This window comes from Bacillus sp. BSL6 (assembly GCF_052928345.1).
The window spans coordinates 706,408-729,232 of the sequence record NZ_JAVGCW010000001.1; the positions used below are offsets into that span (position 1 = coordinate 706,408).

The following is a 22,825-nucleotide window of genomic DNA, read 5'->3' on the forward strand; positions in this document are numbered from 1 at the left end:
TTATAGAAATCCGTTTTCTTGTAAAAAGTTTTCGGTCATTGAACCTGTTCGTTTTACAGGCTTAGTAATAAATCGTTCGATATATTTACCAATCATGTCACACTCAATGTTTACGATGTCACCGGCATTCTTTTCTCCGATAATAGATTCACTTACTGTGTGCGGGATGAGTGAAATTGTAATGGAAGATTCGTCTAGATCAAATATTGTTAAGCTCGTTCCATCAACAGCAATGGATCCTTTATGCAAACAATAGCGCAGCAGTTCATCAGAAATAGCTATTTTGTAATAGATGGCATTATAGTGTTGTTTTTTGTTTAATATCGTCCCAATGCCATCAATATGTCCTGAAACGAAATGTCCACCGAATCGTCCGTTTGCAGCCATTGCTCGCTCTAAATTTACTTTAGAGTGTAATTTGAGTAGGCGAAGTGATGTCGATTTCATCGTTTCGGGCATTGCATCCACTGTGAATGAAGTTGTTGTGAAACTCGTTACAGTCAAGCAAATACCGTTAACCGCGATGCTATCACCTAAGTGAACATCTGATAAAATTTTATTGGCATGAATCGTTAACTTCATCGCTTCGCCGCTTTGTTGCATGTTTGCAATCGTTCCTAATTCTTCTACAATTCCTGTAAACATTCCATCACCTCACTTCGGGCATGCGCAACAATTTTTATATCATCGCCAATTTGTTTCATCTCTTGAATTTCCAAGGAAAGTGCATCTTGTAATGTTGAAAAACCATTGCCGCCAAATAAAGTAGGGGCATTTTTTCCACCAATTAATTTTGGACTTATATAAGTTACAATTTCATTGAAATACTTTGTTTGTAAGAAACTTGCATGAACGGTTTGACCACCTTCGACGAAAAGAGAAAGAATTTGTTTTTCGCCGAGTAGGTGTAAAACATCCTGTATTTCAATCTGTTTCGTTTTCATTTGGAATATAGCTATATTTTCAGATTCATAAGAAGCTATTTTCTCTGGATTTACATCCGTACCAACTATAATCCATGTCGGTGCTAAACCATCTGTTATGACATGAGAAGATGGTGGCGTTCGTAAATGGGTATCTAAAATAACGCGTATAGGATTTTGCCCCCCGTTAGGAATTCTTGTTGTTAAATGCGGATTATCAGCTATAACTGTATTCACTCCAACAAGAATCGCATCGTGTGTATGACGATATTGATGAACATCAGCTCGTGCATCTTCACTTGTAATCCACTTACTTTCACCGGTTACGGTTGCTGTTTTTCCGTCTAAGCTCATCGCTGTTTTTATTGTTACAAACGGACGTTTCGTTTTCATGTAGTGAAAAAAGTAGCGATTTAATAAAACTGCTTCTGCTTCCAGAACACCGGTAGTTACTTCGATGCCAGCTTCCTCTAATCTTTTTTTTCCATTACCAGAAACGAGAGGATTGCAATCAAGAGTAGCAATTACAACCCGTTTGACTTCTTTTTTGATGAGCAATTCACAGCAAGGTGGTGTTTTTCCAAAATGGCTACATGGTTCAAGTGTTACATACACTGTGGCTCCTTTTGCTTTGTCACCAGCCATATGAAGAGCATGAACTTCTGCGTGTTCTTCACCAGCACGTAAATGAGCTCCCATACCGACGATATTTCCGTCTTTTACAACAACAGCACCAACCATAGGATTTGGACTTGTTTGCCCAGATGTTCCTTCTGCTAATTGCAGAGCAATCCTCATATATTCTTGATCTGTCATTTTCTTCACCTCTCCTAAAAAAATCAAAAAACCCCAAGGATTTTAATATCCTTGGGGCTTGGGAGACGTGATTTCTAGAAATATAGTTCGAATACGAAAGTATAGGAAAGAAACCTAACGATGATTGATATTTTGGCATAAGGAAGAAACCTAGCAAAAATATCAAATTTTTCAAACGCTAGTCGTATCTTTTTATTTCAGTATAGAAAGATAAGTATACAAAATAAAACATATATATAGATTTGAATTGAATCTATAAAAATATGCATACTGAAATAAAAGTGTATTCGCTATATAAAATTACTAGAAAACATATCCTTCTCCCATCCAGACTATACTGTCGGCCCTAGAGTTTCACTAGATCCACCGTTTTCGAGTTGAAAACGGGTCACGGACTTAGAAGTTTGCACTTCATCACCGCCGGTTGGGAATTTCACCCGACCCCGAAGGATGCTGTTTGCTCAAATTATAGCACAAAAAAAATAAAAGGCTAGTAAAAAGTATTCGAATGTGAAGAATTGTGTGAAAATATATGTAGGCTGAGATGGAGACAAAAGTATTAGAAATGTTGTAAGGAGAAGGGATATAACGGAGTTGCTAAAAAGAAAAAACATGCACAAAAAAATGTGCATGTCACATGTGAAATTATTCTGCCTCTGGTGCTCTAACAACAGATTCGAATTTACCTTTATGCGAAGCATCGCAATAAGGCATATTTTTTGATAAACCACAACGGCATAAAGAAAATGCCGGTTTTGCTGGGAATACATTCCCTTGTGAATCAACTAATTCCACGTCCCCTGTAACGCGAAAAGAGCCATTATCATTTACTTTAATTTGTACTTTAGCCAACGCTATCCCTCCTTCCCAAACGCTTAATTTCATCATATAATCAAGAGAAGTACTTGACAATATGAAAAGAGCACTTTCTTTGGAAGAGAAGAGAGTGTTATAATGTTTTTTATAACTGACTAGAGTAAGGTGACGAAAGATGGATAAACAATTACGTACATTACGAAATATTGCAAATGAGCGCACGTGGGCATCATTTTTGAATGATAATCATCCATATAGTTTGTTACACTGGTCCATTGCTGGTGTAGGACAAGAGTCAAAGGATGTTTGGTTACTGCAAGATGAGGTAACATTTCAAACGACAGAATTTCCAACGCTAGATGATGCAATAAAGTGGATTTCTGAAAATATGGAACAAGTTACAGACGTTTTAGCGCAATAAAAAAACAGGCTTATGCAAGCCTGTTTTTTGTTTCTTTTACATATGAGTTTAAAAATTGATCAACGGCTGCTTCATACTCTTCTTTATTTTCGTTATAAGAGCAAGCGTGTGCGCCGTGTTCTGCAATATAAAGTTGTTTATTGTTTTCCTTCGCTTCATAGAGCGCTTTCGTCATATCAGCTAAAATATAATCATCATCTTTACTATGAATAAAGAGGACGGGATTGTTAATGTTTTTTATACAATCGATTGGTGAAACTTCACGAATCGTATAACCGTCACGCACTTTTAAGAAAGCATTTGCTAAAGGTAATAAAGGCCATTTTGGTAAATGGAATTCAACCTTTAAACGGTGCTGTAATTGTCCGTAGAAATCAGAGAAAGGACAATCTGCAATATAGAAGTCAGCACCATCTTCTACAAGTCCTGCGTACTGAAGAAGTGTTGCAGCGCCCATCGATTCACCATGAATACCGAGTGTTATATTTGTTCCAAAACGACCTTTTAGCCAGTCAACTACAGATTTTAAATCATGCTTTTCATAGTAGCCATAGCTTGTTGTTTTTCCGCCAGTTTTACCATGACGACGATGATCATAAATAACGACATTATATCCTCTGTTTAAAAATAACCTTGCATATTTTACAGAGTTCATTTTATTTACAGTTACGCCGTGACAGAAAATCATAAACTTATTGGAATGACCAGCAGGAATGTAATATCCGTGAAGATCATATCCGAATTGCGAAGGAATATCAATTTCTTCTTTATGAAGAGCATCAAAATCCTCTATACGAAAATGTTTTTTCGTTTCTCTTTCGAGTATTTCTTCCTCTGTTTTTTTCTTTAAGTACATCACCTTATTTGTAAAGAAAATCCCAAGGGCAGTTATCGCACCTAGTATAGTAAACAATGCTGCAAAAAAACGTTTCATACTTTACCTCATCCTCCAAATACCGTTACATGTGATACACTTATATTGTATCACAAGGATAGAAAAGGGGAGAAATAGGAAATGGTGCATATACAAAAAATTACGCCAGCGATGAAAGAAACAATTCGAATGTTCATGTGTGAGAACTGGGGGAGCTCATTGATGGTTTCACGTGGTAAGGGACATCAGTTAGAAGAGTTGCCAGGATTTGTTGCGCTCTCAGAAGACAGAATAATCGGAATTGTAACGTATGAATTGATCGGAAATATGTGCGAAATTGTATCGTTAGATAGCTTTGAAGAAAGAAAAGGAATAGGGACAAAACTTGTGGATTGTGTATTAAGAGTTGCAGAAGAAGAACGGTGCAGGCAGGTTTGGCTTATAACAACAAATGATAATATGAATGCGTTACGTTTTTACCAAAAACGTAATTTTTTGATGACGAATTTATATGTAAATGCGGTGGAAGAGGCACGAAAAATAAAGAAAGAAATTCCGCGCATTGGGTATGATAATATCCCGATTTTACATGAAATTCAATTAGAATATAGTTTAGTGTAATGATGTAACAATTTTCAGAAATATAAATTATTAACCTTGACGAATATTGTAATTTAGGTTACCGTAAAATTGTAATCTATTACCATATTAAGGGGTGACGATGTGGCAACTATACGTGATGTTGCAAAATTGGCAGGTGTTTCAGTCGCAACCGTTTCACGAGTTATAAATGAAAAAGGATACGTTCATGAGGACACAGTAAAACAAGTAAAGGAAGCAATTGAGGAATTACGTTATAGGCCAAATAGTGCAGCAAAGCCACTATTTAAAGAGAATTCAACGATAATTGCATTACTTGTAGATAATCTATATGACCCATCAAACATCACTTTGCTACATTGTATTGAGGAAATAGCGTATAAAGAAGGATATCAAATTATTGTTTGTAATATAGAGAATAAAGATAGATACATACATATGTTGAAGGAAAATAACGTTGCAGGTGTTATTTTGACAAGATCCGTTTTTAAAAGTATAGGAGAAATCCCACTTCCGTTTGTTGTGATTGATGAAAAAAAATCTCATGCAAATTATTATGAAAGTGGCCAAAGAGCGGTCTTTTTATTAAAAGAAAAAGGTTGTCACTTTCTTGCTTATTTCGGTGAGGGCGAAGATAGTGAAGAAATGGAAGAGTACATATCAGGATTTTTAGACGCTGTTTGGGAGGAAGGAATCTCTTATCGAGAAGAATGTGTACAAGGGTATACGAATAAACAGTTTGTTACATTATTGCAAACTTATCCGTATATAGATGGAATTGTAACTTCAAATGATAAGATTACCTTTGAGTTAATTCGAGCAGCAAAAAAATTAAATATCCGTATACCGGATAAATTGAAAATTATTGGAATGAACGGGAGTATAGACAGTGAGTGGGCAGGTCCGTCATTTATGCAAATGGAAAGTTGTATCGAAGAAAATGGGAAAATAGCATTGCAACAATTAAAGGGAAAAATAAAAAAGTAAAAGGTGCGTATAAAACGCACCTTTTATAATGTAATTGCGGCAATAAAGCCGAATATAAGTAACGGTATATTGTAATGTAAAAAAGTTGGTACACACGTATCCCATATATGATGGTGTTGACCATCAGCATTTAAACCGGATGTTGGTCCAAGTGTACTATCTGATGCTGGAGATCCTGCGTCTCCTAGCGCTCCGGCTGTACCGATAATTGCAATGGTGGCCATTGGACTAAATCCAAGCTGAATACAAAGAGGTACAAAAATTGTTGTTAAAATAGGGATGGTTGAAAAAGATGATCCAATCCCCATCGTAACGAGCAGTCCAATTACAAGCATAAGAAATGCAGCGAGTGGTTTGTTATTCCCAATTATATGTGCACTCGTTTGTACAAGAGATTCAACATGTCCTGTTTTTCGAAGAACAGCTCCGAACCCAGCGGCAGAAATCATAACAAATCCGATAAAGGACATCATACGCATTCCGCTTGTTAAAATTGCATCAGCTTCTTTAAGAGGTAGACTACCACTAACTGATAAAACGATAATCCCCGCTAGAGCGCCGAAAATCATTGATTCTGTTGCTAATTGAACAGTTAATGTAGCTAAGATAGATACTAGCCCGAAAGTAATGCTTCGTTTTGTATAGGGAACGATTTCATTTTCAGTAGTATGAATTTGTTCTGTTTCATACGTACGAGGTTTTCGGTACGTAATAAATACTGCCACACATAATCCGATAATCATACCGATTGCTGGAATGGTCATTGCTTTTGGAATAAGTGTGACATCAAATGTAAGACCGCTTTGCGCAGCATTTGTTTGTAATACGTCATGATAAATTTTTCCGAATCCTGCTGGAATCCACATATAAGGAGTAATCAATCCGAATGTAATAATACATGTAACAAGTCTGCGATCCACTTTCAGCTCATTTAATACTTTTAAAAGTGCTGGAATTAAGATGGGGATGAAAGCGATGTGAACAGGAATCACATTTTGTGAGAAACAAGCCATCGTTAAAATGATAAATAGAATAAGTATTTTAGAGTAAACTTGTTTTTTCGTGTCTTGTTCATTGCCAATCCACTTTAATGCCGTTTGAATCATAGCATCTGGAAGTCCGGTTTTGGAAAGAGAAATAGCGAAACCACCAAGCATTGCATAACTTAAAGCGATTGGAGCACTGTTTCCAAGACCAGTTGTAAAAGTGTTAATCGTTTCTGAAATACCGAGTCCACCGATAAGTCCGCCTGTTAAAGCTCCAACAATGATGGCGACAATGACCTGGACACGTAACAAACTAAGCAATAGCATAACTGCTACTGCAATGAGTACAGCATTCATAATAAATGTAATCTCCCCAAAATTTTATTGTGTTAAGGCAAGGAAATATGAATCACCTTGCTAGATTTATACATAGTTGCGACATATTATTATAAATTGTTTTTTATGAAATGTAAAAGAGCCTTTTGTTACTAATGGTGAAAAGCTAGCTCTTGTTTAATGGATTGTAAAGAACGAGCGAATAATTCTGGCTCTTCTAAATCGGGAGAATGTGCTGAATTTGGGAACCAAATCATCTTTTTTATCGGTGCTTCTATTACATCACAATATTCCTGAACGAGTGCATAAGGAGTTTGATAATCATAGCGACCAGAACAAAAATAAACTGGAATAGATAAACTCGTAATAGAAGAAAGGAAATCGATTGTCAACATTTCTTCCCATAAAACGCCAGATTTTAAATTCCCTGCGAGAAACTTGAACCAATCTAATAGCGTATATTCAGGGGAAAAGAAGCCTTTTCGTATGAACGAAAAGGAAGATCCGTTTTGGATTGCTCCTCCGAATGTGCCAAGCCATTTTCTTTGAATAATAAGGCGTCTCGTATCTAAAAATGGCGGTTTTCCTAATTTTAAAAGGGACGCTAATGCTTTTTTATGATTATATTTTTTTGCAGAACGAATTAAATGCTGATATAGTAATTCCTCGTTTTGTTTCATATGTACAATTTGCCCAATACCGATATAAGCCTCGATATATTGTGGATAATGGTGTGCTATGTTAAGCCCGATAATACTTCCCCAAGAATGACCAGCGAGAAATAGTTTCTGTTTATTGAACTTTTTAAGTACATATTGAATCACTTCTTTTGCATCGGAAATGAATTGTTTGATTGTAAAATTTGCTCCGAAATCTTTCATTGAAAAGGATTTACCTGCCCCGCGCTGATCCCAATTAATTACGATGAAGTGTTTCTCCAATTCTTTTTGAAAATGACGAATAAATCCGATTTGTGCCATGCCTGGTCCACCGTGACAGCATAATAAAATAGGCTGCTCTACGTTTTGCCCGCGCATAAGGAGAGTTTGTTTTCGGTTGTTAATCATAACGCTTTCCATCGTAGCGATACTATTAGGAATGAGTTTTTTATTTTCATTATAGAACTGCGGGGTATTGCTACGAAAAAGCATATTGAAAACCTCCTTTTCTAAAATCGTATGAATCGCACAGGCTATTCGTTTTGCATATACTGTTAGAAAATCATTGTAACATACCATACTAGTGTCATTTCAATATGGGAGGAGGGAAATTGTGACGATTGGAGAAATTATCGATTGTTTAAATAGGCGTGAATCCATCGCTATTATAGCAAAACGTCTTGAAATAAGCCCGTATACATTATCGAAGAAATTAAGATTGATTGGATACGAATATGATGGAGAACAGAAAAAGCGTATTTTTGTAGGAGATGGAGAAGAACCGCGTCACTTACAACTCCAAGAAGCGACAGCCCTTCAATATGCGAAAACGGATTATCAACTATTAATTTATGAACAATTACAAAGTATTTATGAGTTATTAAGAAAGAAAGAAGAAGTAATTGCGCCCATGATGAATATAAGTACAGAAAAAAAGAAACGTACCTTTTCTATTAATAAAGAAATATTAGCAAAACTAGACGTTATATCAGAATCGAAAGGAATTCAAAAATCTAAACTTGTAGAAGAGGCGTTACAACAATTTTTACAACAATATGATTTTAACAACACATCACATATTGATAAATAAAGAAAAGGATACTATGTTCATTGTAAGAACGAGTATCCTTTTTAGGTTTCACATATATGACGGATAAAAGGTTTATGTGTATCTTTTACGATGAAAAATTAATATTGTTTATCTATGAGTGTACTTAATTTGTTTTTTGAATTCTACCATCGATAATTGGCTGAATAGGTTCTTTTAATTGTTTTACGTAATCGACTAGCGCTTCAAAGTCGTTTGGACCAGTCTCTGGATTTTTACCATTTTTAAATGATACAAATCCATCACCGCCAGAAGCTAAAAAGGCATTTGCCACTACGCTATACGTTTTAGATGGAGATAATTCTTCACCGTTTGTTAAACGTATATTTGTAACTTTTTCACCGTTGGGTTTATTTGCATCCCACGTATATTGAATACCTGAAATTTGAAGCATTCTCGTCGTTCCTTTTTGCCATTGTTGATTTAAAATGTCGCGAATATCTTGACCTGTTAAATCTACTTTAATTAATTGGTTTCCAAAAGGCTGAATGCCGTATAATTCGCCCCATGTAATATCGCCAGCATCTAAGTCATTACGAATGCCGCCCGGATTCATAAGTGCGATTTGAGTTTGCATCGTTTGGCGCTGGGCATCGGCAACTAAATTTCCAAGAGTGGACTCACCAGCATCGTTTTGTTTACGGTCGATAGGTGCTGTAGATTTTCCGACAACTTCATTTACAAGCGGTGCAATTTTTTCTTTATATTGATCTAGTTTTTTCTTTACTTGTTTATCAGGTTCTACACCTTCATGGTATGTTGTAACAACTTCAGCTTTTTTCTTTACAATATCTTTTGTTTTACGATCAATTGTTACATCTACATCTGAGAAAGCCATTCCGTAAGAGTTCGCTTGGACGATTAGTTTATTATTTACAGTACCATTTACATACGTATGACTATGCCCACCAAAAATAACATCAACTTCCGGATCTGTTTCATTTGCAATTCGAGTAAGGTCTCCATTTGTCACACCAGACTCATCTGTTGTTCCACCGACATGAGCAAGGACAACAATGGATTTAACACCAAGACGTTTTAATTGTTGCGCTGATTTATTAATTGCCTCTACCTCGTCAGTGATTTCTACATTTTTAAGCATAGTAGGCATCACGACATTTGGTGTATCAGTTGTAACGACGCCAATGAATCCTATAGGCACACCGTTTACCATTTTTACAGTAAATGGCGGTAAAAATAAGCGACCAGTGGATTTATTATAGAAGTTTGCAGCGACATAAGGGAAGTTAGCTCCTTTGAAATTGCCTGTTTTTTCGTGATATCCACCGTAAATGAGGCGTTTCATTTCATCGATACCTTCATCAAATTCGTGATTTCCAATTGTACCAACATCAAACTTTAAGTCATTTAAAAATTCAATCGTTGGTTCGTCCTGTAACAACGCTGAAACTGGTGGACTAGCTCCGACAATATCGCCAGCATGTACGAGAAGTGTATTAGGATTTTGCTTTTTACGTTCTTTTAAATAAGTAGCTAAGTAATCAGCGCCACCAGCTTCTTTGTTATTAATTTTTTTAACAGTATCTAGTTGTCCATGGAAATCATTAATACCAAGCATTTGTACGTCTATGTAGCGGTTTTGTTCAGCTGGAGTCTGAGATGGGGGAGCGGCAAATACGCTTGAAAAAGTAATGGTACTTAAAACGGCAACAGTAGGAATAATTTTCTTCCACATAATATAATTCTCCTTTTTTTATAATCTGACATCATACGACATAATTTTAATAGATTCATAGGATTATATCTATATAAAAATTTAGTTTTTTCGAAAAATTAACATATTTACAAAGAGTGAATAATAGAGTAACGCTCCTTTTTTGTTGTCGATTTCATGGTGTATCTACTATAATGGAGAAAAAAGTAAAAGGTGAGCAGCATGAAGAAAAAGAAACAAAGACAAATGCAAAGACAATCGCAAGTGAATCAACCAAAGAAAGAATCTCTTACATTAGGTGATCAATTAAATGATTCACTTATGCAGCAATTAAAGAATAAGAAAAAAGAGTTGCAAGTGAGAGAAGAGAAAAAAGAGGCAGCAGAACTGGAAAGAAAGCGTCAAGAACAAAAAGAACGTGAAAAGAATAAATCATTTGAAGAACTGTTAAGTGAAAGTAACCTTACTTGGAAAGACTTTAAATAATAACAAAAATGATCAGTGAAATAACGCTGATCATTTTTTTGACGAGCTTGTAAGAAAAGGGGAGTTAGAATGAGAAAAATTGTAGTTGTTCCGCATGAAAATCATTGGGGGGAAAAATTTCAAATAGAGGCTGAAAGATTAAAAGCAGCGATGCCAGAAACGGTGAAAATGCATCATATTGGAAGTACGTCAGTGCCGGGACTGGCAGCTAAACCAATTATAGATATGATTATGGAAGTGGAGAGTATCGACAGAGTAGATCATTGGAATGAATGTTTTGAAAAGCTTGGTTACATCGCAAAAGGGGAGAATGGTATTTCAAGACGCCGCTATTTTATTCATGGAACGGAGGAAAAACGTTCGTATCACTTACATGTGTTTGAAAAAGGAGATCCTGAGATAGTAAGGCATTTAGCATTTCGTGATTATATGATGGCTCATTGTGAAGAAGCTGAGGCATATGCAACTTTAAAGACAGAATTAGCTGAAAAGTATACATATGATGGTGCGTTATATTCGGAAGGGAAAACTGAGTTCGTACGTAATATTGATGAAAAAGCGAAGAAATGGATAGAAAATAACGTGAATGAATGAATTCGTATTATTGATGAATGTGTATAAATTTATTATGTAAACTGTACGTATGTTTTGACTTTTTGGTTGAATCTTGTTCAAATAAAGTGGTGGCTTATAAAAAAATGTAATAATGAAAGGGAGACGACTGTGCACATTCCAACAACTACACTTCATAATGGCGTAAAAATGCCGATGATTGGTTTAGGTGTTTATAAAGCGAAAGAAGGCGACGAAGTAAAACGAGCAGTAAAAACAGCGTTAGAAGTTGGATACCGTTCGATTGATACAGCAACTGTATATGAAAATGAAAGCGGTGTCGGAGAAGCGGTTCGTGAATCAGGGATTCCAAGAGAAGACATTTTTATTACAACAAAAGTTTGGAATGACGATCAAGGATACGAGGAAACACTTGAGGCGTTTGAGAAAAGCTTAAAAAAATTACAAATGGACTATGTAGATCTATATTTAATACATTGGCCAATAAGAGGGAAGTATGTTGATACGTACCGAGCGTTAGAAAAACTGTATGAAGAAGGTAAAGTGCGCGCGATTGGCGTTTCTAATTTCCATAAACATCATTTAGAACTGCTATTACCAAATTGTAAAGTAAAGCCGATGGTAAACCAAGTGGAACTTCATCCGATGTTAACACAATTTGAATTGCGTAATTTCTGTCAAGGTGAGCAAATTCAAATGGAAGCATGGAGCCCATTAATGAGAGGCGGCGAAGTATTTCAGCATCCGATTATTCAGGCTATTGCTACTAAATATGAAAAAACACCTGCGCAAGTTATACTAAGGTGGGATATTCAAAGCGGGATTGTGACGATTCCTAAGTCTGTTACACCATCTCGCATTCAGGAGAATTTTTCTATCTTTGACTTTTCATTAACAGAAGAAGAGATGACTCAAATTAATACGTTAAATCGTAATTTACATGTAGGAACGAATCCTGATAAATATGATACGTTATAAAAAGACGCTACCAGTATGGTAGCGTCTTTTTATCGGTGTAATGCGTACGTATCACATTTCACAATTTGCTGAAGCTGTGTATATTCTGCTGTTGTTAACTGTGTTTGTTTACTAGCTTGTACATTTTCTTGCAATTGCCCAATAGAGCTTGCACCAGGTATAACAGCTGCAACAGTTTCGTTATGTAAGCAATATTGAATAGCTGTTCCAGTTAAGGAGTTTTCTCCAATTATTTCTTTTACATTCGCAAGCGTCGCATATAATTCATCGTAAGAATAAGAAAGGTAATCTTTTTCTTTTACTCTTTCTATCTTTCTTGTATTGTTATCAGTTAATATTCCTTTCGCAAGTGGTCCGCGAGCAATGACGCTAATTTGATGTTCATTAAGAAGCTGGAACCATTCTTCAGGGCGACGATTCAAAAGGCTATATTCCATTAGAACACTAACGATATTTGAACGCTGTGCATATTCACGGATGACATTTGGACGTATAGAAGAAATACCGTAATAGCGAATGATACCTTCTTTTTTCAATTCTTCAAAGGCTTCAATTACTTCATCTATAGGATCTTCAATCGTCCCGCCGTGAAGTTGATAAAGATCAATATAATCAGTTTGAAGTCTACGTAAACTTTCTTTCACTTCAGCCTTTATGTAATTTTTAGAAGGATCCCAAGACCAGCCGTTTTTTTCTTCTGTCCATCGATTCCCAACCTTCGTTGTAAGGATAATTTGGTCTCGTTTTCCTTTTAAGGCTTTTCCAACAAATTCTTCGTTTAATCCATAATCATATAAATCCGCTGTATCAAAAAAATTGATTCCTAAATCGATTGCTTCGTCGATAATACGCAAGGCTTCTTTTTCAGATGTACCGAGGGACATACAGCCAAGTCCCATTTCTGTCACAAATAAATCTGAGTTTCCTAATTGACGTTTTTTCATAGTTCAACCTCCTTCTCCTTATTCTTATTGTACGCAAGGGAAAAGAGGTTGACAAACGTTTACTTTTTAGTTGCTGTAATCCACTCTTGTACAGTTGTATACTCTTTGCCATATTGTTTTAGCTTATGGCGAATTTGCCATGCTTTTCCGACTAAAGTGACGCGATTTGGTAAAATATAAACTTTCATTTCTATCACGCTCCTTTCAATGTGGTAAAATGTATGAGGAAAGAATAGGAAATAGAACAGGGAGATGAAGTAGTATGAGTAATCTTGCAGAGAGAACAGTAAAAACTGAGCCGATTTTTGATGGTAGAGTTATAAAAGTTCGTGTTGATGATGTAGTATTACCAAATGGAGCAATGAGTAAACGTGAAATTGTAAATCACCCTGGTGCAGTTGCTATTATTGCTATTACTGATGAGGGGAAAATTGTACTTGTTGAGCAGTATCGTAAAGCGCTTGAAAAGGCGATTATAGAAATTCCGGCTGGCAAGTTAGAACCTGGTGAAAAACCTGAGGTGACAGCAGTTCGTGAATTAGAAGAGGAAACAGGTTATGTATGTGAAAATATGGAGCTTATTACTTCTTTCTATACATCTCCAGGATTTGCAGATGAAATTTTATATGTATATAAAGCGACAGGTTTGACGAAAAAAGAAAATAAAGCTGCGTTAGATGAAGATGAGTTTGTGGAATTAATGGAAGTATCATTAGAAGAAGCAACTACTCTTATGAAAGATCTTCGTATTCACGATGCGAAGACGATGTTTGCAGTACAATATTTACAACTACAAAAATAAACACTCGCCAAAGGCGAGTGTTTTTAATTAATTTTTGCATATACGCGTGCATCACGTAAGCTACCATCTGGTGCTATGAAATCATTTTCCATTGTACCTTCTAGAATAAATTCTAAACGTTCTGCTAAGTTACATGCATTTGTATTTGTTGCATCAATACGAATTTCAATTCTTCGAGCGCTTAGCTTATCAAAGGCAAATTGAATGGCACCTTTCACAGCTTCGGTCATATAGCCTTGTTTTGTATAAGCGCTATGTAGCCAGAAGTGAAGTGAAAACTTTGGAATATCCCAGTTTTCAGGCTTGAGCGTTATAGCTCCGATGAATGTACCAGATACTTTATCGTATAAGTGAAAATCAAGTGTTTCACGAAGTAAAAACTGTCCGTGAGCGTTACGAACGATTTCTTCAGCACTTTCTTCTGTTTCAGCATTAATTGGCATCCACGGTACTAAGTCTTCTAGAGAAGCTTGTATTGCTTCATACACTTCTGCACCATCACCTGGAAATGGCTTACGAACCTGTAAGCGTTCAGTTTGAAATAATGTTGGAAAATCTAATAATAATGGTTTCAAGAGAAATCCCTCCTATTCTCTACTTTTTAGTTTAGCAAAGTAGAGCGGAATTTCAATGTTAATTCGTCATACTTTTTTCTTTCTTTCATACATTTTTAGTAAGAGTGTGAACGGAGGGAAGAAAAATGTGGAGAAAAACTTGGCAAGACCGTGTAATGTCTCACATACAGGAAAACTCTTCATTATATATATTTAACGCTGTTTTGTTATTGATGGGAGTAATATTTGGAGCGATTCTTGTAAATAGTTTACAATTAAATCAAAAACAAGATTTATCATTTTATTTGCAACGTTTTTTTGGACAAGTTTCTAAAGGAGAATTTGCTATTGCAGGCGAAATGTTTCGAGAAAGTTACTTTTCACAATTAAAATACATTGGATTTATTTGGATTTTAGGGATTTCAATTATTGGATTGCCACTCATTTTTATTTTATTATTTGCAAAAGGAGTAGTTGTCGGATTTACAGTAGGTTTCTTAGTAAGTCAGCATGGATGGAATGGATTATTATTAGCATTCGTTTCTGTATTGCCACAAAATCTCATTATCATCCCAGTATTTCTCGTTATGACAACAATTGCCGCAAGTTTTTCCTTACGCATGATTAGGCATCAATTTATCCGAAAAATAACTGAGCCGCTATTACCATTATTGATCCGTTATACATGCTTCTTTCTTGTAATTGGAGCGGTGTTAGCTCTTGCTTCTAGTGTAGAGGCTTATGCATCACCAGTTTTAATGAAAGAAGTCGTTGAGGCTATTAATAAACAATAAATACTTTATGAGAATAATTATCAATTTGTTTTTATTGTTTTTCTTTTGACAGAAGCCCTTCTTCTGATATAATGGTGTAAGAGTGGCGAGGAGGGAGTAGTACCGAATGGAAGAAAGAATTGAACGAATTAAGAAGCAATTACATGCAGCGAGCTACAAATTAACACCGCAACGTGAAGCAACAGTTCGTGTGCTGCTAGAAAATGAAGAAGATCATTTAAGCGCAGAAGATGTTTACCTCCTTGTAAAAGAAAAGTCGCCAGAGATCGGATTAGCAACCGTCTATCGAACTTTAGAACTATTATCTGAGTTAAAAGTTGTCGATAAGATTAACTTCGGAGACGGTGTTTCACGCTATGACTTACGCCAAGAAGGTGCGCAGCGTTTCCACCATCATTTGATTTGTACACAATGTGGTGCTGTACAAGAAATACAAGAAGATTTACTTGGTGAAGTGGAAAGGAAAGTAGAACATGACTGGAGCTTTAAGGTGAAGGATCATCGTTTAACATTCCATGGGATTTGTAAAAATTGTCAAGAAAATGAAACGGATGAAAAATAACCTTTTCCTATTTAACTAGGAAGAGGTTTTTTATTTGAATAAGGTATAAATTGGTGAAAGCTTGGCATATGTTGTAATAACTTATATTTTGGAGGAATTTACAATGCGCCGAGCTTTAAAATTAACTTTTGATGGGATAAAAGTATTTTTATTATTTACAAGTTGTACGATTTTGTTTTATTTCGCTATACTATGGATAAATGAAGAATATGAAAGCTATCATCGTTATGAAAAGCCAAAAGAAGAGACTGTAGAAAAAGTATCAGGGAATGAAGAGCCGGCAAAGGATGCTTTCGTAAATAGAATGATGTTTTTCTATGAAAATGGGGAGTAGTGTAGATTGGAAGATCAATTAAAAGATTTTATTCATTATATGGTTGTTGAAAAAGGACTAGCGAAAAATACAGTAGTATCTTATGAACGTGATTTAAAAAGTTATGTAAAGTATTTGCAAAATGTAGAACAAGCGAAAAGCTTTCACGAAGTGACACGCTTGCACATTGTTAACTTTCTGCAGCACTTAAAAGAAAACGGAAAATCTTCGAAAACATTAGCACGTCATATTGCATCGATTCGTTCGTTTCACCAATTTTTACTTCGTGAACGAGCGGTAGAGCACGATCCATCCGTACATATTGAAACGCCGCAAGGAGAACGGAAATTACCGAAAGTATTGTCAGTTGATGAAGTAGAGGCGTTACTGCAGACACCAAAAATGACGAGCGCTTTTGGGGTTCGTGATAAAGCGATGCTAGAGTTATTGTATGCAACAGGGCTTCGTGTTTCAGAATTAATTGCATTAAATTTAGAAGATGTACATTTAACGATGGGATTTGTTCGATGCATAGGGAAAGGGAATAAAGAAAGAATTATTCCACTAGGAAGTTTAGCGACGGAAGCGATTCAAAAGTATATTGAAAAGGGAAGAAGAGAATTGATGGGGAAAAAAGTAGTAGATGCACTCTTTTTAAACCATCATGGCAATCGATTATCAAGACAAGGATTTTGGAAAATTTTAAAACGATTAGCGAAAGAAGCAAATATTGAAAAAGAGCTTACACCTCATACGTTGCGTCATTCTTTTGCTACGCATTTATTAGAAAATGGAGCAGACTTACGTGCTGTGCAAGAAATGCTTGGACATGCAGATATTTCAACGACACAAATTTATACGCATGTTTCAAAAACTAGATTAAAAGATGTATATAAACAGTTTCATCCGAGAGCATAGGTACTATGCTCTTTTTTCATAGATTCAAAAGGCTATAGCACTTCACAGAAACTTCACAAACATTTCGTACATTGTTTTCAGCAGAAGACTAGAATATTACAATGTATTTCCTCTATACTAAATAAAGTATGAAGGAGGAAATGATGATGAAAAAACTTATTATGACTTTATTTATCGCGATGCTAGCATTGGCTGGCTGTAATACAAACAAAGAAGAACCGAAAAAAGAACAGAAACTAGAAGCTGTAAAAGTAGCAGTTCAAACAAATCCGAAAGAAATTAAACCTGGTGAAAAAACAGAAGTACAAGCACTTGTTACACAAGGAAAAGAAAAGGTAACAGATGCTGATGATGTAAAGTTTGAAATTTGGAAAGCTGGCGACGAAAAGCACGAGATGCTAGAAGGTAAGCATAAAGGAAAAGGTGTTTATGCTGTAGAGAAAACGTTCGAGACGGATGGCGTATACCATATTATCGCTCACACAAATGCGCGTGAAATGCATGTTATGCCAGAAGTAAAAGTGGCTGTAGGAAATGCGAAAGTAGAAGATGCGAAAAAAGAAAATAGTGATCATGGTGCAGGACATGGCGATCATAAAAGCGATACAATGATTCACCTTATGGCTGGTGACATAAAAGCAAATGCTGAATCAACAATGAAAGTTCATTTAAAACAAAAAGAAGAAGCTTTAACTGGTGCTGAAGTACAACTTGAAATTTGGAAAGATGGTGTGGAAAAACACGAATTCATTCCAGCAAAAGAAGGAAATAAAGGGGAGTATGAAACGAAACATACTTTCAAAGAAAAGGGTTCTTACAAAGTGAAAGTTCATGTTAAAAAAGGCGAATTGCATGAACATAAAGAAGAAACAGTAGAAGTAAAATAAAAAGGTAGCTCTTGAGAGCTGCTTTTTTTATTTTTATTCTGAAAATGATTAATGGGAAAGAACAAAACCGCCACTGATTAAAATTTCACTTTATATGAAGAAATAAATCATAAAATGATTAGCACTTCTGTGCATAATGGATTACAATAGAAGTGTGAAGAAAATGAGAAATTCTACGAAAATGTATTAAAAAGAAAGCGTAAACATGTTATGATATCAGTATCAGATGTCTGACATCTGACTTAGAAAAAACTAGAAATGTTTTTGCGTCGTTTCAAGGTAAACGAAATAGGTTAGAGAATGATTTAAAGAAGTACTGTTTGATAATGAGAACGAAAGATAATTCTTATGGAGAACAGTTTCACTTTATAGCGTTTTGAACATACTACAAGAAGTAGAACTGAACTTATAGGAGGTCGCAGTTATGAATAAATATAAACGTATATTCCTAGTCGTAATGGACTCTGTTGGAATCGGTGAAGCACCAGATGCTGAACAATTTGGTGATTTAGGATCTGACACAATTGGTCACATTGCTGAACATATGAATGGGTTACAAATGCCTAACATGGTGAAATTAGGTCTTGGTAACATTCGTGAAATGAAAGGCATCTCTAAAGTAGAAAAACCACTTGGATATTATACAAAAATGCAAGAAAAATCTACTGGTAAAGATACAATGACAGGCCACTGGGAAATCATGGGTCTTTACATTGATACACCATTCCAAGTGTTCCCAGAAGGATTCCCAAAAGAATTACTTGATGAATTAGAAGAAAAAACAGGCCGTAAAATCATCGGTAATAAACCAGCTTCTGGAACTGAAATTCTTGATGAACTTGGTCAAGAACAAATGGAAACAGGCTCTTTAATTGTTTACACTTCTGCTGATAGCGTACTACAAATCGCAGCACACGAAGAAGTAGTGCCGCTTGATGAGTTATATAAAATTTGTAAAATTGCACGTGAATTAACGTTAGATGAGAAGTACATGGTAGGCCGTGTTATTGCTCGTCCATTCGTTGGTGAGCCTGGAAACTTTACACGTACACCGAACCGTCATGACTATGCATTAAAACCATTCGGCCGTACAGTAATGAATGAATTAAAAGATAGTGATTATGATGTGATTGCTATCGGTAAAATCTCTGACATCTATGATGGTGAAGGGGTAACTGAATCACTTCGTACGAAGTCTAACATGGATGGAATGGATAAGCTTGTAGATACATTAAATATGGACTTTACAGGTCTTAGCTTCTTAAACTTAGTTGACTTTGATGCGCTATTCGGTCACCGTCGTGACCCACAAGGATACGGAGAAGCTCTGCAAGAATATGATGCACGTCTTCCAGAAGTATTCGAAAAACTAAAAGAAGATGATCTATTATTAATTACAGCAGACCACGGTAATGACCCAGTTCATCATGGTACTGATCATACACGTGAATATGTACCGTTATTAGCATATAGCCCAAGCATGAAAGAAGGCGGACAAGAATTACCACTTCGTCAAACATTTGCTGATATTGGTGCAACTGTAGCAGAAAACTTCGGTGTGAAAATGCCAGAATACGGAACAAGCTTCTTAAACGAGCTAAAGAAATAGGGGGATAAACAAATGAATCGTGAACTTATTACAAAATCAGCTTCATACTTAAAAGAGAAATTTCAAGAGACACCACAAGTAGGACTAATCCTTGGATCTGGACTAGGTGTATTAGCAGATGAAATCGAGAACGCAGTAACAGTACCTTACAGTGAAATCCCTGAATTCCCAGTTTCAACTGTAGAAGGCCATGCTGGTCAACTAGTATTCGGTACACTTCAAGGTGTAACAGTAGTAGCAATGCAAGGACGTTTCCACTTCTATGAAGGATACGATATGCAAAAAGTAACATTCCCAGTTCGTGTCATGAAAGAACTAGGAGTAGAAACAGTTGTTGTAACAAATGCAGCTGGTGGTGTAAATACATCATTCGAACCAGGCGATCTTATGTTAATTTCAGACCACATTAACTTCATGGGTACAAATCCATTAATCGGACCAAATGATTCTGAAATGGGTGTACGTTTCCCTGATATGTCTACATCATATACAGTAGAGCTTCGCGAAATGGCGAAACAAGTTGCAGCAGACTTAAATATTAAAGTACAAGAAGGCGTATACGTTGGAATGACAGGTCCTGTATATGAAACACCTGCTGAAATTCGTATGCTTCGTACACTTGGTGGAGATGCAGTTGGTATGTCAACAGTACCTGAAGTAATTGTAGCGCGTCACGCTGGTATGAAAGTACTTGGTATTTCTTGTATTTCAAATATGGCAGCTGGTATTTTAGATCAGCCACTTCACCACGATGAAGTAATCGAAACGACAGAACGTGTTAAAGCTAACTTCTTAGCATTAGTAAAAGCAATCGTAAAACAAATGAAGGGGTGACCTCACAATGAGAATGGTGGACCTAATTGCAAAAAAACGTGACGGACATGCATTAACGACAGAAGAAATTAACTTTATTGTTGAAGGATATACAAATGGTGATATTCCTGATTATCAAGTAAGTTCACTTGCAATGGCAATTTTCTTCCAAGATATGAACGATCAAGAACGTGCAGATTTAACGATGGCAATGGTAAATAGCGGTGATACAATCGACTTATCAGCTATTGAAGGAGTAAAAGTAGATAAGCACTCGACAGGTGGCGTTGGTGATACAACAACACTTGTATTAGGTCCATTAGTAGCCGCTTTAGGTGTACCGGTTGCAAAAATGTCTGGACGTGGTCTAGGACATACTGGTGGTACAATTGATAAATTAGAAGCAGTTCCAGGATTCCATGTTGAAATCGAAAATGATGAATTCATGCGTCTTGTAAATGAAAATAAAATCGCAGTTATTGGTCAAAGTGGAAACTTAACACCTGCGGATAAAAAATTGTATGCACTTCGTGATGTAACGGCAACAGTAAACTCAATTCCGCTTATTGCAAGCTCAATTATGAGTAAAAAAATTGCTGCTGGTGCAGATGCAATTGTTCTTGATGTAAAAACTGGAGCAGGTGCATTTATGAAAACAGATGAAGATGCAAAACGTTTAGCAGAAGCAATGGTGCGCATTGGTAATAACGTTGGTCGTAATACGATGGCTGTTATTTCTGATATGAGTCAACCACTTGGTGAGGCTATTGGTAACGCACTTGAAGTACAAGAAGCAATTGATACATTACAAGGTAAAGGACCGAAAGATTTAGAAGAGTTATGTTTAACGCTTGGAAGTCAAATGGTATACCTTGCTGGACAAGCTTCATCTCTAGAAGATGCACGTGAGAAATTAATTGAAGTAATGAACAACGGTAAGGCGCTAGAATCATTTAAAACGTTCTTATCAGCGCAAGGCGGCGATGCATCTGTTGTTGATAATCCTTCTAAATTACCACAAGCACAATTTAAAATTGAAGTGGAAGCGAAGGAAGACGGTTATGTATCAGAAATCGTTGCAGATGAAATCGGAACAGCAGCAATGCTTTTAGGAGCAGGACGTGCGACGAAGGAATCTGAAATTGATTTAGCAGTTGGCTTAATGCTTCGTAAAAAAGTAGGGGACAGCGTGAAAAAAGGTGAATCCCTTGTTACCATTTACGCAAACCGTGAAAATGTAGAAGACGTAAAAGCAAAAATTTATGAGAACATGAAGATCTCTAAAGAGCATGTAGATGCACCAACATTAGTGCATGGCATCGTTACTGAATAATAAAGAAGGGCCAGGGAGTATTTCTCCTTGGCTTTTTTTACTATTTTTTGTTTATAATAATAATGGGTGAAAATATGATTAGAATTTGTGCAATAACAAAAACAGATGAAGTATTATATGATGTTTCGCTAGAGGAAACAAAGAAAGACCATATTGTATGGTATTGGCTAGATTTATATAAGCCAACGAAAGAAGAGTATACATACATTTTGCAAGATCATTTTAAGTTCCATCCCCTTGCAATTGAAGACTGCATAGAATATGTACAGAGGCCAAAAGTTGATTTTTATGATGGATATAACTTTTTAGTTCTTCATGCATTTGGTGAGGATGGATTAGAACCGCACGAGATTGATTTATTTATTAGTGATCGTTATATTGTTTCTTTCCACTTTTCTCATAACAATGCAATTGAAAGAGTATGGAAAACGCTTGGAGAAAAGAAGCGTATTAAAAATAGTCCCCTGCACGTAGCGCATACAATTATCGATCAAATTGTAGATGACTATTTTGCGCCTGTATATTACATTGAGGATCATTTAAATGCAATTGATGATAATTTAACGGGTGAAACGGCAGGAAGTGTACTAGAAGAAGTATTTGATATACGTGCAGATTTATCGAAGTTAAGACGTACAATTATTCCGATGCGTGATTTATTGTATCGTATTTTAAATTCGACTCGTTTTTACGGTATAAGTGATCATGAAATTTATTTTAAAGATATACATGATCATTTGCTTAAACTGACCGAAATGATTGAAGCAAGCCGGGAGTTAACAGCAGATATTCGAGATAGCTATTTTTCATTAAACTCGCATCATATGAATAACATTATGAAAACATTAACTGTATTCTCGACTATTTTCATGCCATTAACATTTATTGCGGGAGTATACGGAATGAACTTTGAGCATATGCCAGAGCTTGGTGGACAATATAGTTATTTTATTTGTTTACTTATCATGGCTTTAATTGGCGGTGGCATGATGGTTTGGTTTTATAAAAAAGGATGGTTTAAGTAAAAAACACCGAGGGAAAATTCCTCGGTGTTTTTA

The 22,825-nt window shown here is 35.9% G+C and carries 27 protein-coding genes and 1 riboswitch; of the genes, 17 read left to right on the forward strand and 10 right to left on the reverse strand.

Annotation, left to right across the window (positions count from 1 at the left end; all coding sequences use genetic code 11):
* The 3 genes from ribE to RCJ96_RS03965 form a co-directional block, all read right to left on the reverse strand.
* On the reverse strand, positions 1–645 hold the full coding sequence (gene ribE / locus RCJ96_RS03955) for a riboflavin synthase subunit alpha (protein ID WP_416503939.1): 645 nt from the start codon (positions 643–645) through the stop codon (positions 1–3).
* Positions 627–1,739, reverse strand: a complete 1,113-nt coding sequence (ribD, locus tag RCJ96_RS03960; RefSeq protein WP_074606924.1) for a bifunctional diaminohydroxyphosphoribosylaminopyrimidine deaminase/5-amino-6-(5-phosphoribosylamino)uracil reductase RibD — start codon at positions 1,737–1,739, stop codon at positions 627–629. The genes ribE and ribD overlap by 19 nt, the downstream gene beginning before the upstream one ends.
* A gap of 311 nt (positions 1,740–2,050) precedes the next feature.
* Positions 2,051–2,194: riboswitch (FMN riboswitch) on the reverse strand.
* 190 nt (positions 2,195–2,384) lie between these two features.
* Positions 2,385–2,591: a CDGSH iron-sulfur domain-containing protein gene (locus RCJ96_RS03965; protein ID WP_001151582.1), complete on the reverse strand. Its 207-nt coding sequence runs from the start codon at positions 2,589–2,591 to the stop codon at positions 2,385–2,387.
* Positions 2,592–2,730: 139 nt separating this feature from the next.
* On the opposite strand from RCJ96_RS03965, the gene RCJ96_RS03970 reads away from it, so the two are divergent.
* The gene (locus tag RCJ96_RS03970) at positions 2,731–2,976 is read left to right on the forward strand and encodes a YqkC family protein (RefSeq protein ID WP_000360809.1); all 246 of its coding nucleotides are present in this window, start codon (positions 2,731–2,733) and stop codon (positions 2,974–2,976) included.
* Between the two features lie 10 nt (positions 2,977–2,986).
* Here RCJ96_RS03970 and RCJ96_RS03975 read toward each other — a convergent pair whose 3' ends face one another.
* Positions 2,987–3,910 (reverse strand): alpha/beta hydrolase, encoded by a 924-nt coding sequence (locus RCJ96_RS03975; RefSeq protein WP_416503938.1) that lies wholly within the window; start codon positions 3,908–3,910, stop codon positions 2,987–2,989.
* Between the two features lie 81 nt (positions 3,911–3,991).
* On the opposite strand from RCJ96_RS03975, the gene RCJ96_RS03980 reads away from it, so the two are divergent.
* Positions 3,992–4,471: a GNAT family N-acetyltransferase gene (locus RCJ96_RS03980; protein WP_046197871.1), complete on the forward strand. Its 480-nt coding sequence runs from the start codon at positions 3,992–3,994 to the stop codon at positions 4,469–4,471.
* Between the two features lie 102 nt (positions 4,472–4,573).
* A complete protein-coding gene (locus RCJ96_RS03985; RefSeq protein ID WP_416503937.1) occupies positions 4,574–5,437 on the forward strand; it encodes a LacI family DNA-binding transcriptional regulator in 864 nt (287 codons plus the stop codon).
* A gap of 23 nt (positions 5,438–5,460) precedes the next feature.
* On the opposite strand, the gene RCJ96_RS03990 is transcribed toward RCJ96_RS03985, so the two are convergent.
* Together RCJ96_RS03990 and RCJ96_RS03995 are read right to left on the reverse strand one after the other, a co-directional pair.
* Complete coding sequence (locus RCJ96_RS03990; protein ID WP_074606918.1) at positions 5,461–6,780, reverse strand: Na+/H+ antiporter family protein; 1,320 nt, start codon at positions 6,778–6,780, stop codon at positions 5,461–5,463.
* A 131-nt stretch (positions 6,781–6,911) separates the two neighbouring features.
* Positions 6,912–7,910, reverse strand: a complete 999-nt coding sequence (locus RCJ96_RS03995; RefSeq protein WP_446699722.1) for an alpha/beta fold hydrolase — start codon at positions 7,908–7,910, stop codon at positions 6,912–6,914.
* A 121-nt stretch (positions 7,911–8,031) separates the two neighbouring features.
* Between RCJ96_RS03995 and RCJ96_RS04000 the strand changes: the two genes are divergently transcribed.
* Entirely contained in the window at positions 8,032–8,508 is a 477-nt protein-coding gene (locus RCJ96_RS04000; protein WP_000151910.1) for a ribbon-helix-helix domain-containing protein, read from the forward strand.
* 124 nt (positions 8,509–8,632) lie between these two features.
* Here RCJ96_RS04000 and RCJ96_RS04005 read toward each other — a convergent pair whose 3' ends face one another.
* Entirely contained in the window at positions 8,633–10,222 is a 1,590-nt protein-coding gene (locus RCJ96_RS04005) for a bifunctional metallophosphatase/5'-nucleotidase (protein ID WP_316149401.1), read from the reverse strand.
* A 201-nt stretch (positions 10,223–10,423) separates the two neighbouring features.
* On the opposite strand from RCJ96_RS04005, the gene RCJ96_RS04010 reads away from it, so the two are divergent.
* The 3 genes from RCJ96_RS04010 to RCJ96_RS04020 all read left to right on the forward strand — a co-directional run bounded on the left by RCJ96_RS04010 (position 10,424) and on the right by RCJ96_RS04020 (position 12,238).
* The gene (locus tag RCJ96_RS04010; protein WP_001976363.1) at positions 10,424–10,687 is read left to right on the forward strand and encodes a YqkE family protein; all 264 of its coding nucleotides are present in this window, start codon (positions 10,424–10,426) and stop codon (positions 10,685–10,687) included.
* 69 nt (positions 10,688–10,756) lie between these two features.
* On the forward strand, positions 10,757–11,281 hold the full coding sequence (locus tag RCJ96_RS04015) for a GrpB family protein (protein ID WP_074606911.1): 525 nt from the start codon (positions 10,757–10,759) through the stop codon (positions 11,279–11,281).
* Positions 11,282–11,410: 129 nt separating this feature from the next.
* Entirely contained in the window at positions 11,411–12,238 is an 828-nt protein-coding gene (locus RCJ96_RS04020; protein WP_316149404.1) for an aldo/keto reductase, read from the forward strand.
* Between the two features lie 29 nt (positions 12,239–12,267).
* Here the strand turns inward: RCJ96_RS04020 and RCJ96_RS04025 are convergent, their stop codons facing one another.
* Both RCJ96_RS04025 and mciZ read right to left on the reverse strand, forming a co-directional pair.
* Positions 12,268–13,182: an aldo/keto reductase gene (locus tag RCJ96_RS04025; protein WP_316149406.1), complete on the reverse strand. Its 915-nt coding sequence runs from the start codon at positions 13,180–13,182 to the stop codon at positions 12,268–12,270.
* Between the two features lie 59 nt (positions 13,183–13,241).
* The gene (gene mciZ, locus RCJ96_RS04030) at positions 13,242–13,370 is read right to left on the reverse strand and encodes a Z-ring formation inhibitor MciZ (RefSeq protein WP_000870299.1); all 129 of its coding nucleotides are present in this window, start codon (positions 13,368–13,370) and stop codon (positions 13,242–13,244) included.
* A gap of 74 nt (positions 13,371–13,444) precedes the next feature.
* Between mciZ and RCJ96_RS04035 the strand changes: the two genes are divergently transcribed.
* Positions 13,445–13,984 (forward strand): NUDIX hydrolase, encoded by a 540-nt coding sequence (locus tag RCJ96_RS04035; protein WP_000067038.1) that lies wholly within the window; start codon positions 13,445–13,447, stop codon positions 13,982–13,984.
* 23 nt (positions 13,985–14,007) lie between these two features.
* Here RCJ96_RS04035 and RCJ96_RS04040 read toward each other — a convergent pair whose 3' ends face one another.
* The gene (locus RCJ96_RS04040; protein ID WP_000803491.1) at positions 14,008–14,559 is read right to left on the reverse strand and encodes a GNAT family N-acetyltransferase; all 552 of its coding nucleotides are present in this window, start codon (positions 14,557–14,559) and stop codon (positions 14,008–14,010) included.
* Positions 14,560–14,714: 155 nt separating this feature from the next.
* Between RCJ96_RS04040 and spoIIM the strand changes: the two genes are divergently transcribed.
* From spoIIM to corA, 9 genes are all read left to right on the forward strand, one after another.
* Positions 14,715–15,332 carry a stage II sporulation protein M gene (gene spoIIM, locus RCJ96_RS04045; protein WP_223290733.1) on the forward strand — a complete coding sequence of 206 codons (618 nt, stop codon included), beginning with the start codon at positions 14,715–14,717 and terminating at the stop codon, positions 15,330–15,332.
* Between the two features lie 106 nt (positions 15,333–15,438).
* On the forward strand, positions 15,439–15,894 hold the full coding sequence (gene fur / locus RCJ96_RS04050) for a ferric iron uptake transcriptional regulator (protein ID WP_000392655.1): 456 nt from the start codon (positions 15,439–15,441) through the stop codon (positions 15,892–15,894).
* A gap of 103 nt (positions 15,895–15,997) precedes the next feature.
* The gene (locus RCJ96_RS04055) at positions 15,998–16,228 is read left to right on the forward strand and encodes a YqzK family protein (RefSeq protein WP_001250432.1); all 231 of its coding nucleotides are present in this window, start codon (positions 15,998–16,000) and stop codon (positions 16,226–16,228) included.
* 6 nt (positions 16,229–16,234) lie between these two features.
* Entirely contained in the window at positions 16,235–17,125 is an 891-nt protein-coding gene (gene xerD, locus RCJ96_RS04060; protein ID WP_000390084.1) for a site-specific tyrosine recombinase XerD, read from the forward strand.
* A gap of 143 nt (positions 17,126–17,268) precedes the next feature.
* The gene (locus tag RCJ96_RS04065) at positions 17,269–18,012 is read left to right on the forward strand and encodes a FixH family protein (RefSeq protein WP_001993299.1); all 744 of its coding nucleotides are present in this window, start codon (positions 17,269–17,271) and stop codon (positions 18,010–18,012) included.
* 424 nt (positions 18,013–18,436) lie between these two features.
* Positions 18,437–19,621, forward strand: coding sequence for a phosphopentomutase (deoB, locus tag RCJ96_RS04070; protein WP_001046083.1), 1,185 nt, complete (start codon positions 18,437–18,439; stop codon positions 19,619–19,621).
* A gap of 12 nt (positions 19,622–19,633) precedes the next feature.
* Positions 19,634–20,455, forward strand: a complete 822-nt coding sequence (locus RCJ96_RS04075; RefSeq protein WP_001078446.1) for a purine-nucleoside phosphorylase — start codon at positions 19,634–19,636, stop codon at positions 20,453–20,455.
* Between the two features lie 7 nt (positions 20,456–20,462).
* A complete protein-coding gene (locus RCJ96_RS04080) occupies positions 20,463–21,767 on the forward strand; it encodes a pyrimidine-nucleoside phosphorylase (RefSeq protein WP_316149414.1) in 1,305 nt (434 codons plus the stop codon).
* Between the two features lie 62 nt (positions 21,768–21,829).
* Positions 21,830–22,792, forward strand: a complete 963-nt coding sequence (corA, locus tag RCJ96_RS04085) for a magnesium/cobalt transporter CorA (protein WP_139302727.1) — start codon at positions 21,830–21,832, stop codon at positions 22,790–22,792.
* Positions 22,793–22,825: the final 33 nt, after the last annotated feature.

What these genes read in the sequence shown, in the direction of transcription:
- corA (WP_139302727.1), top strand. Translation starts at nt 21,830, where the DNA reads ATGGGTGAAAATATGATTAGAATTTGTGCAATAACAAAAACAGATGAA.
- RCJ96_RS04075 (WP_001078446.1), top strand. Translation starts at nt 19,634, where the DNA reads ATGAATCGTGAACTTATTACAAAATCAGCTTCATACTTAAAAGAGAAA.
- RCJ96_RS03970 (WP_000360809.1), top strand. Translation starts at nt 2,731, where the DNA reads ATGGATAAACAATTACGTACATTACGAAATATTGCAAATGAGCGCACG.
- RCJ96_RS04015 (WP_074606911.1), top strand. Translation starts at nt 10,757, where the DNA reads ATGAGAAAAATTGTAGTTGTTCCGCATGAAAATCATTGGGGGGAAAAA.
- mciZ (WP_000870299.1), bottom strand. Translation starts at nt 13,370, where the DNA reads ATGAAAGTTTATATTTTACCAAATCGCGTCACTTTAGTCGGAAAAGCA.
- RCJ96_RS04055 (WP_001250432.1), top strand. Translation starts at nt 15,998, where the DNA reads ATGCGCCGAGCTTTAAAATTAACTTTTGATGGGATAAAAGTATTTTTA.
- RCJ96_RS03990 (WP_074606918.1), bottom strand. Translation starts at nt 6,780, where the DNA reads ATGAATGCTGTACTCATTGCAGTAGCAGTTATGCTATTGCTTAGTTTG.
- RCJ96_RS03975 (WP_416503938.1), bottom strand. Translation starts at nt 3,910, where the DNA reads ATGAAACGTTTTTTTGCAGCATTGTTTACTATACTAGGTGCGATAACT.
- ribD (WP_074606924.1), bottom strand. Translation starts at nt 1,739, where the DNA reads ATGACAGATCAAGAATATATGAGGATTGCTCTGCAATTAGCAGAAGGA.
- deoB (WP_001046083.1), top strand. Translation starts at nt 18,437, where the DNA reads ATGAATAAATATAAACGTATATTCCTAGTCGTAATGGACTCTGTTGGA.
- RCJ96_RS03980 (WP_046197871.1), top strand. Translation starts at nt 3,992, where the DNA reads ATGGTGCATATACAAAAAATTACGCCAGCGATGAAAGAAACAATTCGA.
- RCJ96_RS03995 (WP_446699722.1), bottom strand. Translation starts at nt 7,910, where the DNA reads ATGCTTTTTCGTAGCAATACCCCGCAGTTCTATAATGAAAATAAAAAA.
- RCJ96_RS04010 (WP_001976363.1), top strand. Translation starts at nt 10,424, where the DNA reads ATGAAGAAAAAGAAACAAAGACAAATGCAAAGACAATCGCAAGTGAAT.
- RCJ96_RS04005 (WP_316149401.1), bottom strand. Translation starts at nt 10,222, where the DNA reads ATGTGGAAGAAAATTATTCCTACTGTTGCCGTTTTAAGTACCATTACT.
- RCJ96_RS04065 (WP_001993299.1), top strand. Translation starts at nt 17,269, where the DNA reads ATGATGAAAAAACTTATTATGACTTTATTTATCGCGATGCTAGCATTG.
- spoIIM (WP_223290733.1), top strand. Translation starts at nt 14,715, where the DNA reads ATGTCTCACATACAGGAAAACTCTTCATTATATATATTTAACGCTGTT.
- RCJ96_RS04025 (WP_316149406.1), bottom strand. Translation starts at nt 13,182, where the DNA reads ATGAAAAAACGTCAATTAGGAAACTCAGATTTATTTGTGACAGAAATG.
- RCJ96_RS04035 (WP_000067038.1), top strand. Translation starts at nt 13,445, where the DNA reads ATGAGTAATCTTGCAGAGAGAACAGTAAAAACTGAGCCGATTTTTGAT.
- ribE (WP_416503939.1), bottom strand. Translation starts at nt 645, where the DNA reads ATGTTTACAGGAATTGTAGAAGAATTAGGAACGATTGCAAACATGCAA.
- fur (WP_000392655.1), top strand. Translation starts at nt 15,439, where the DNA reads ATGGAAGAAAGAATTGAACGAATTAAGAAGCAATTACATGCAGCGAGC.
- RCJ96_RS04080 (WP_316149414.1), top strand. Translation starts at nt 20,463, where the DNA reads ATGAGAATGGTGGACCTAATTGCAAAAAAACGTGACGGACATGCATTA.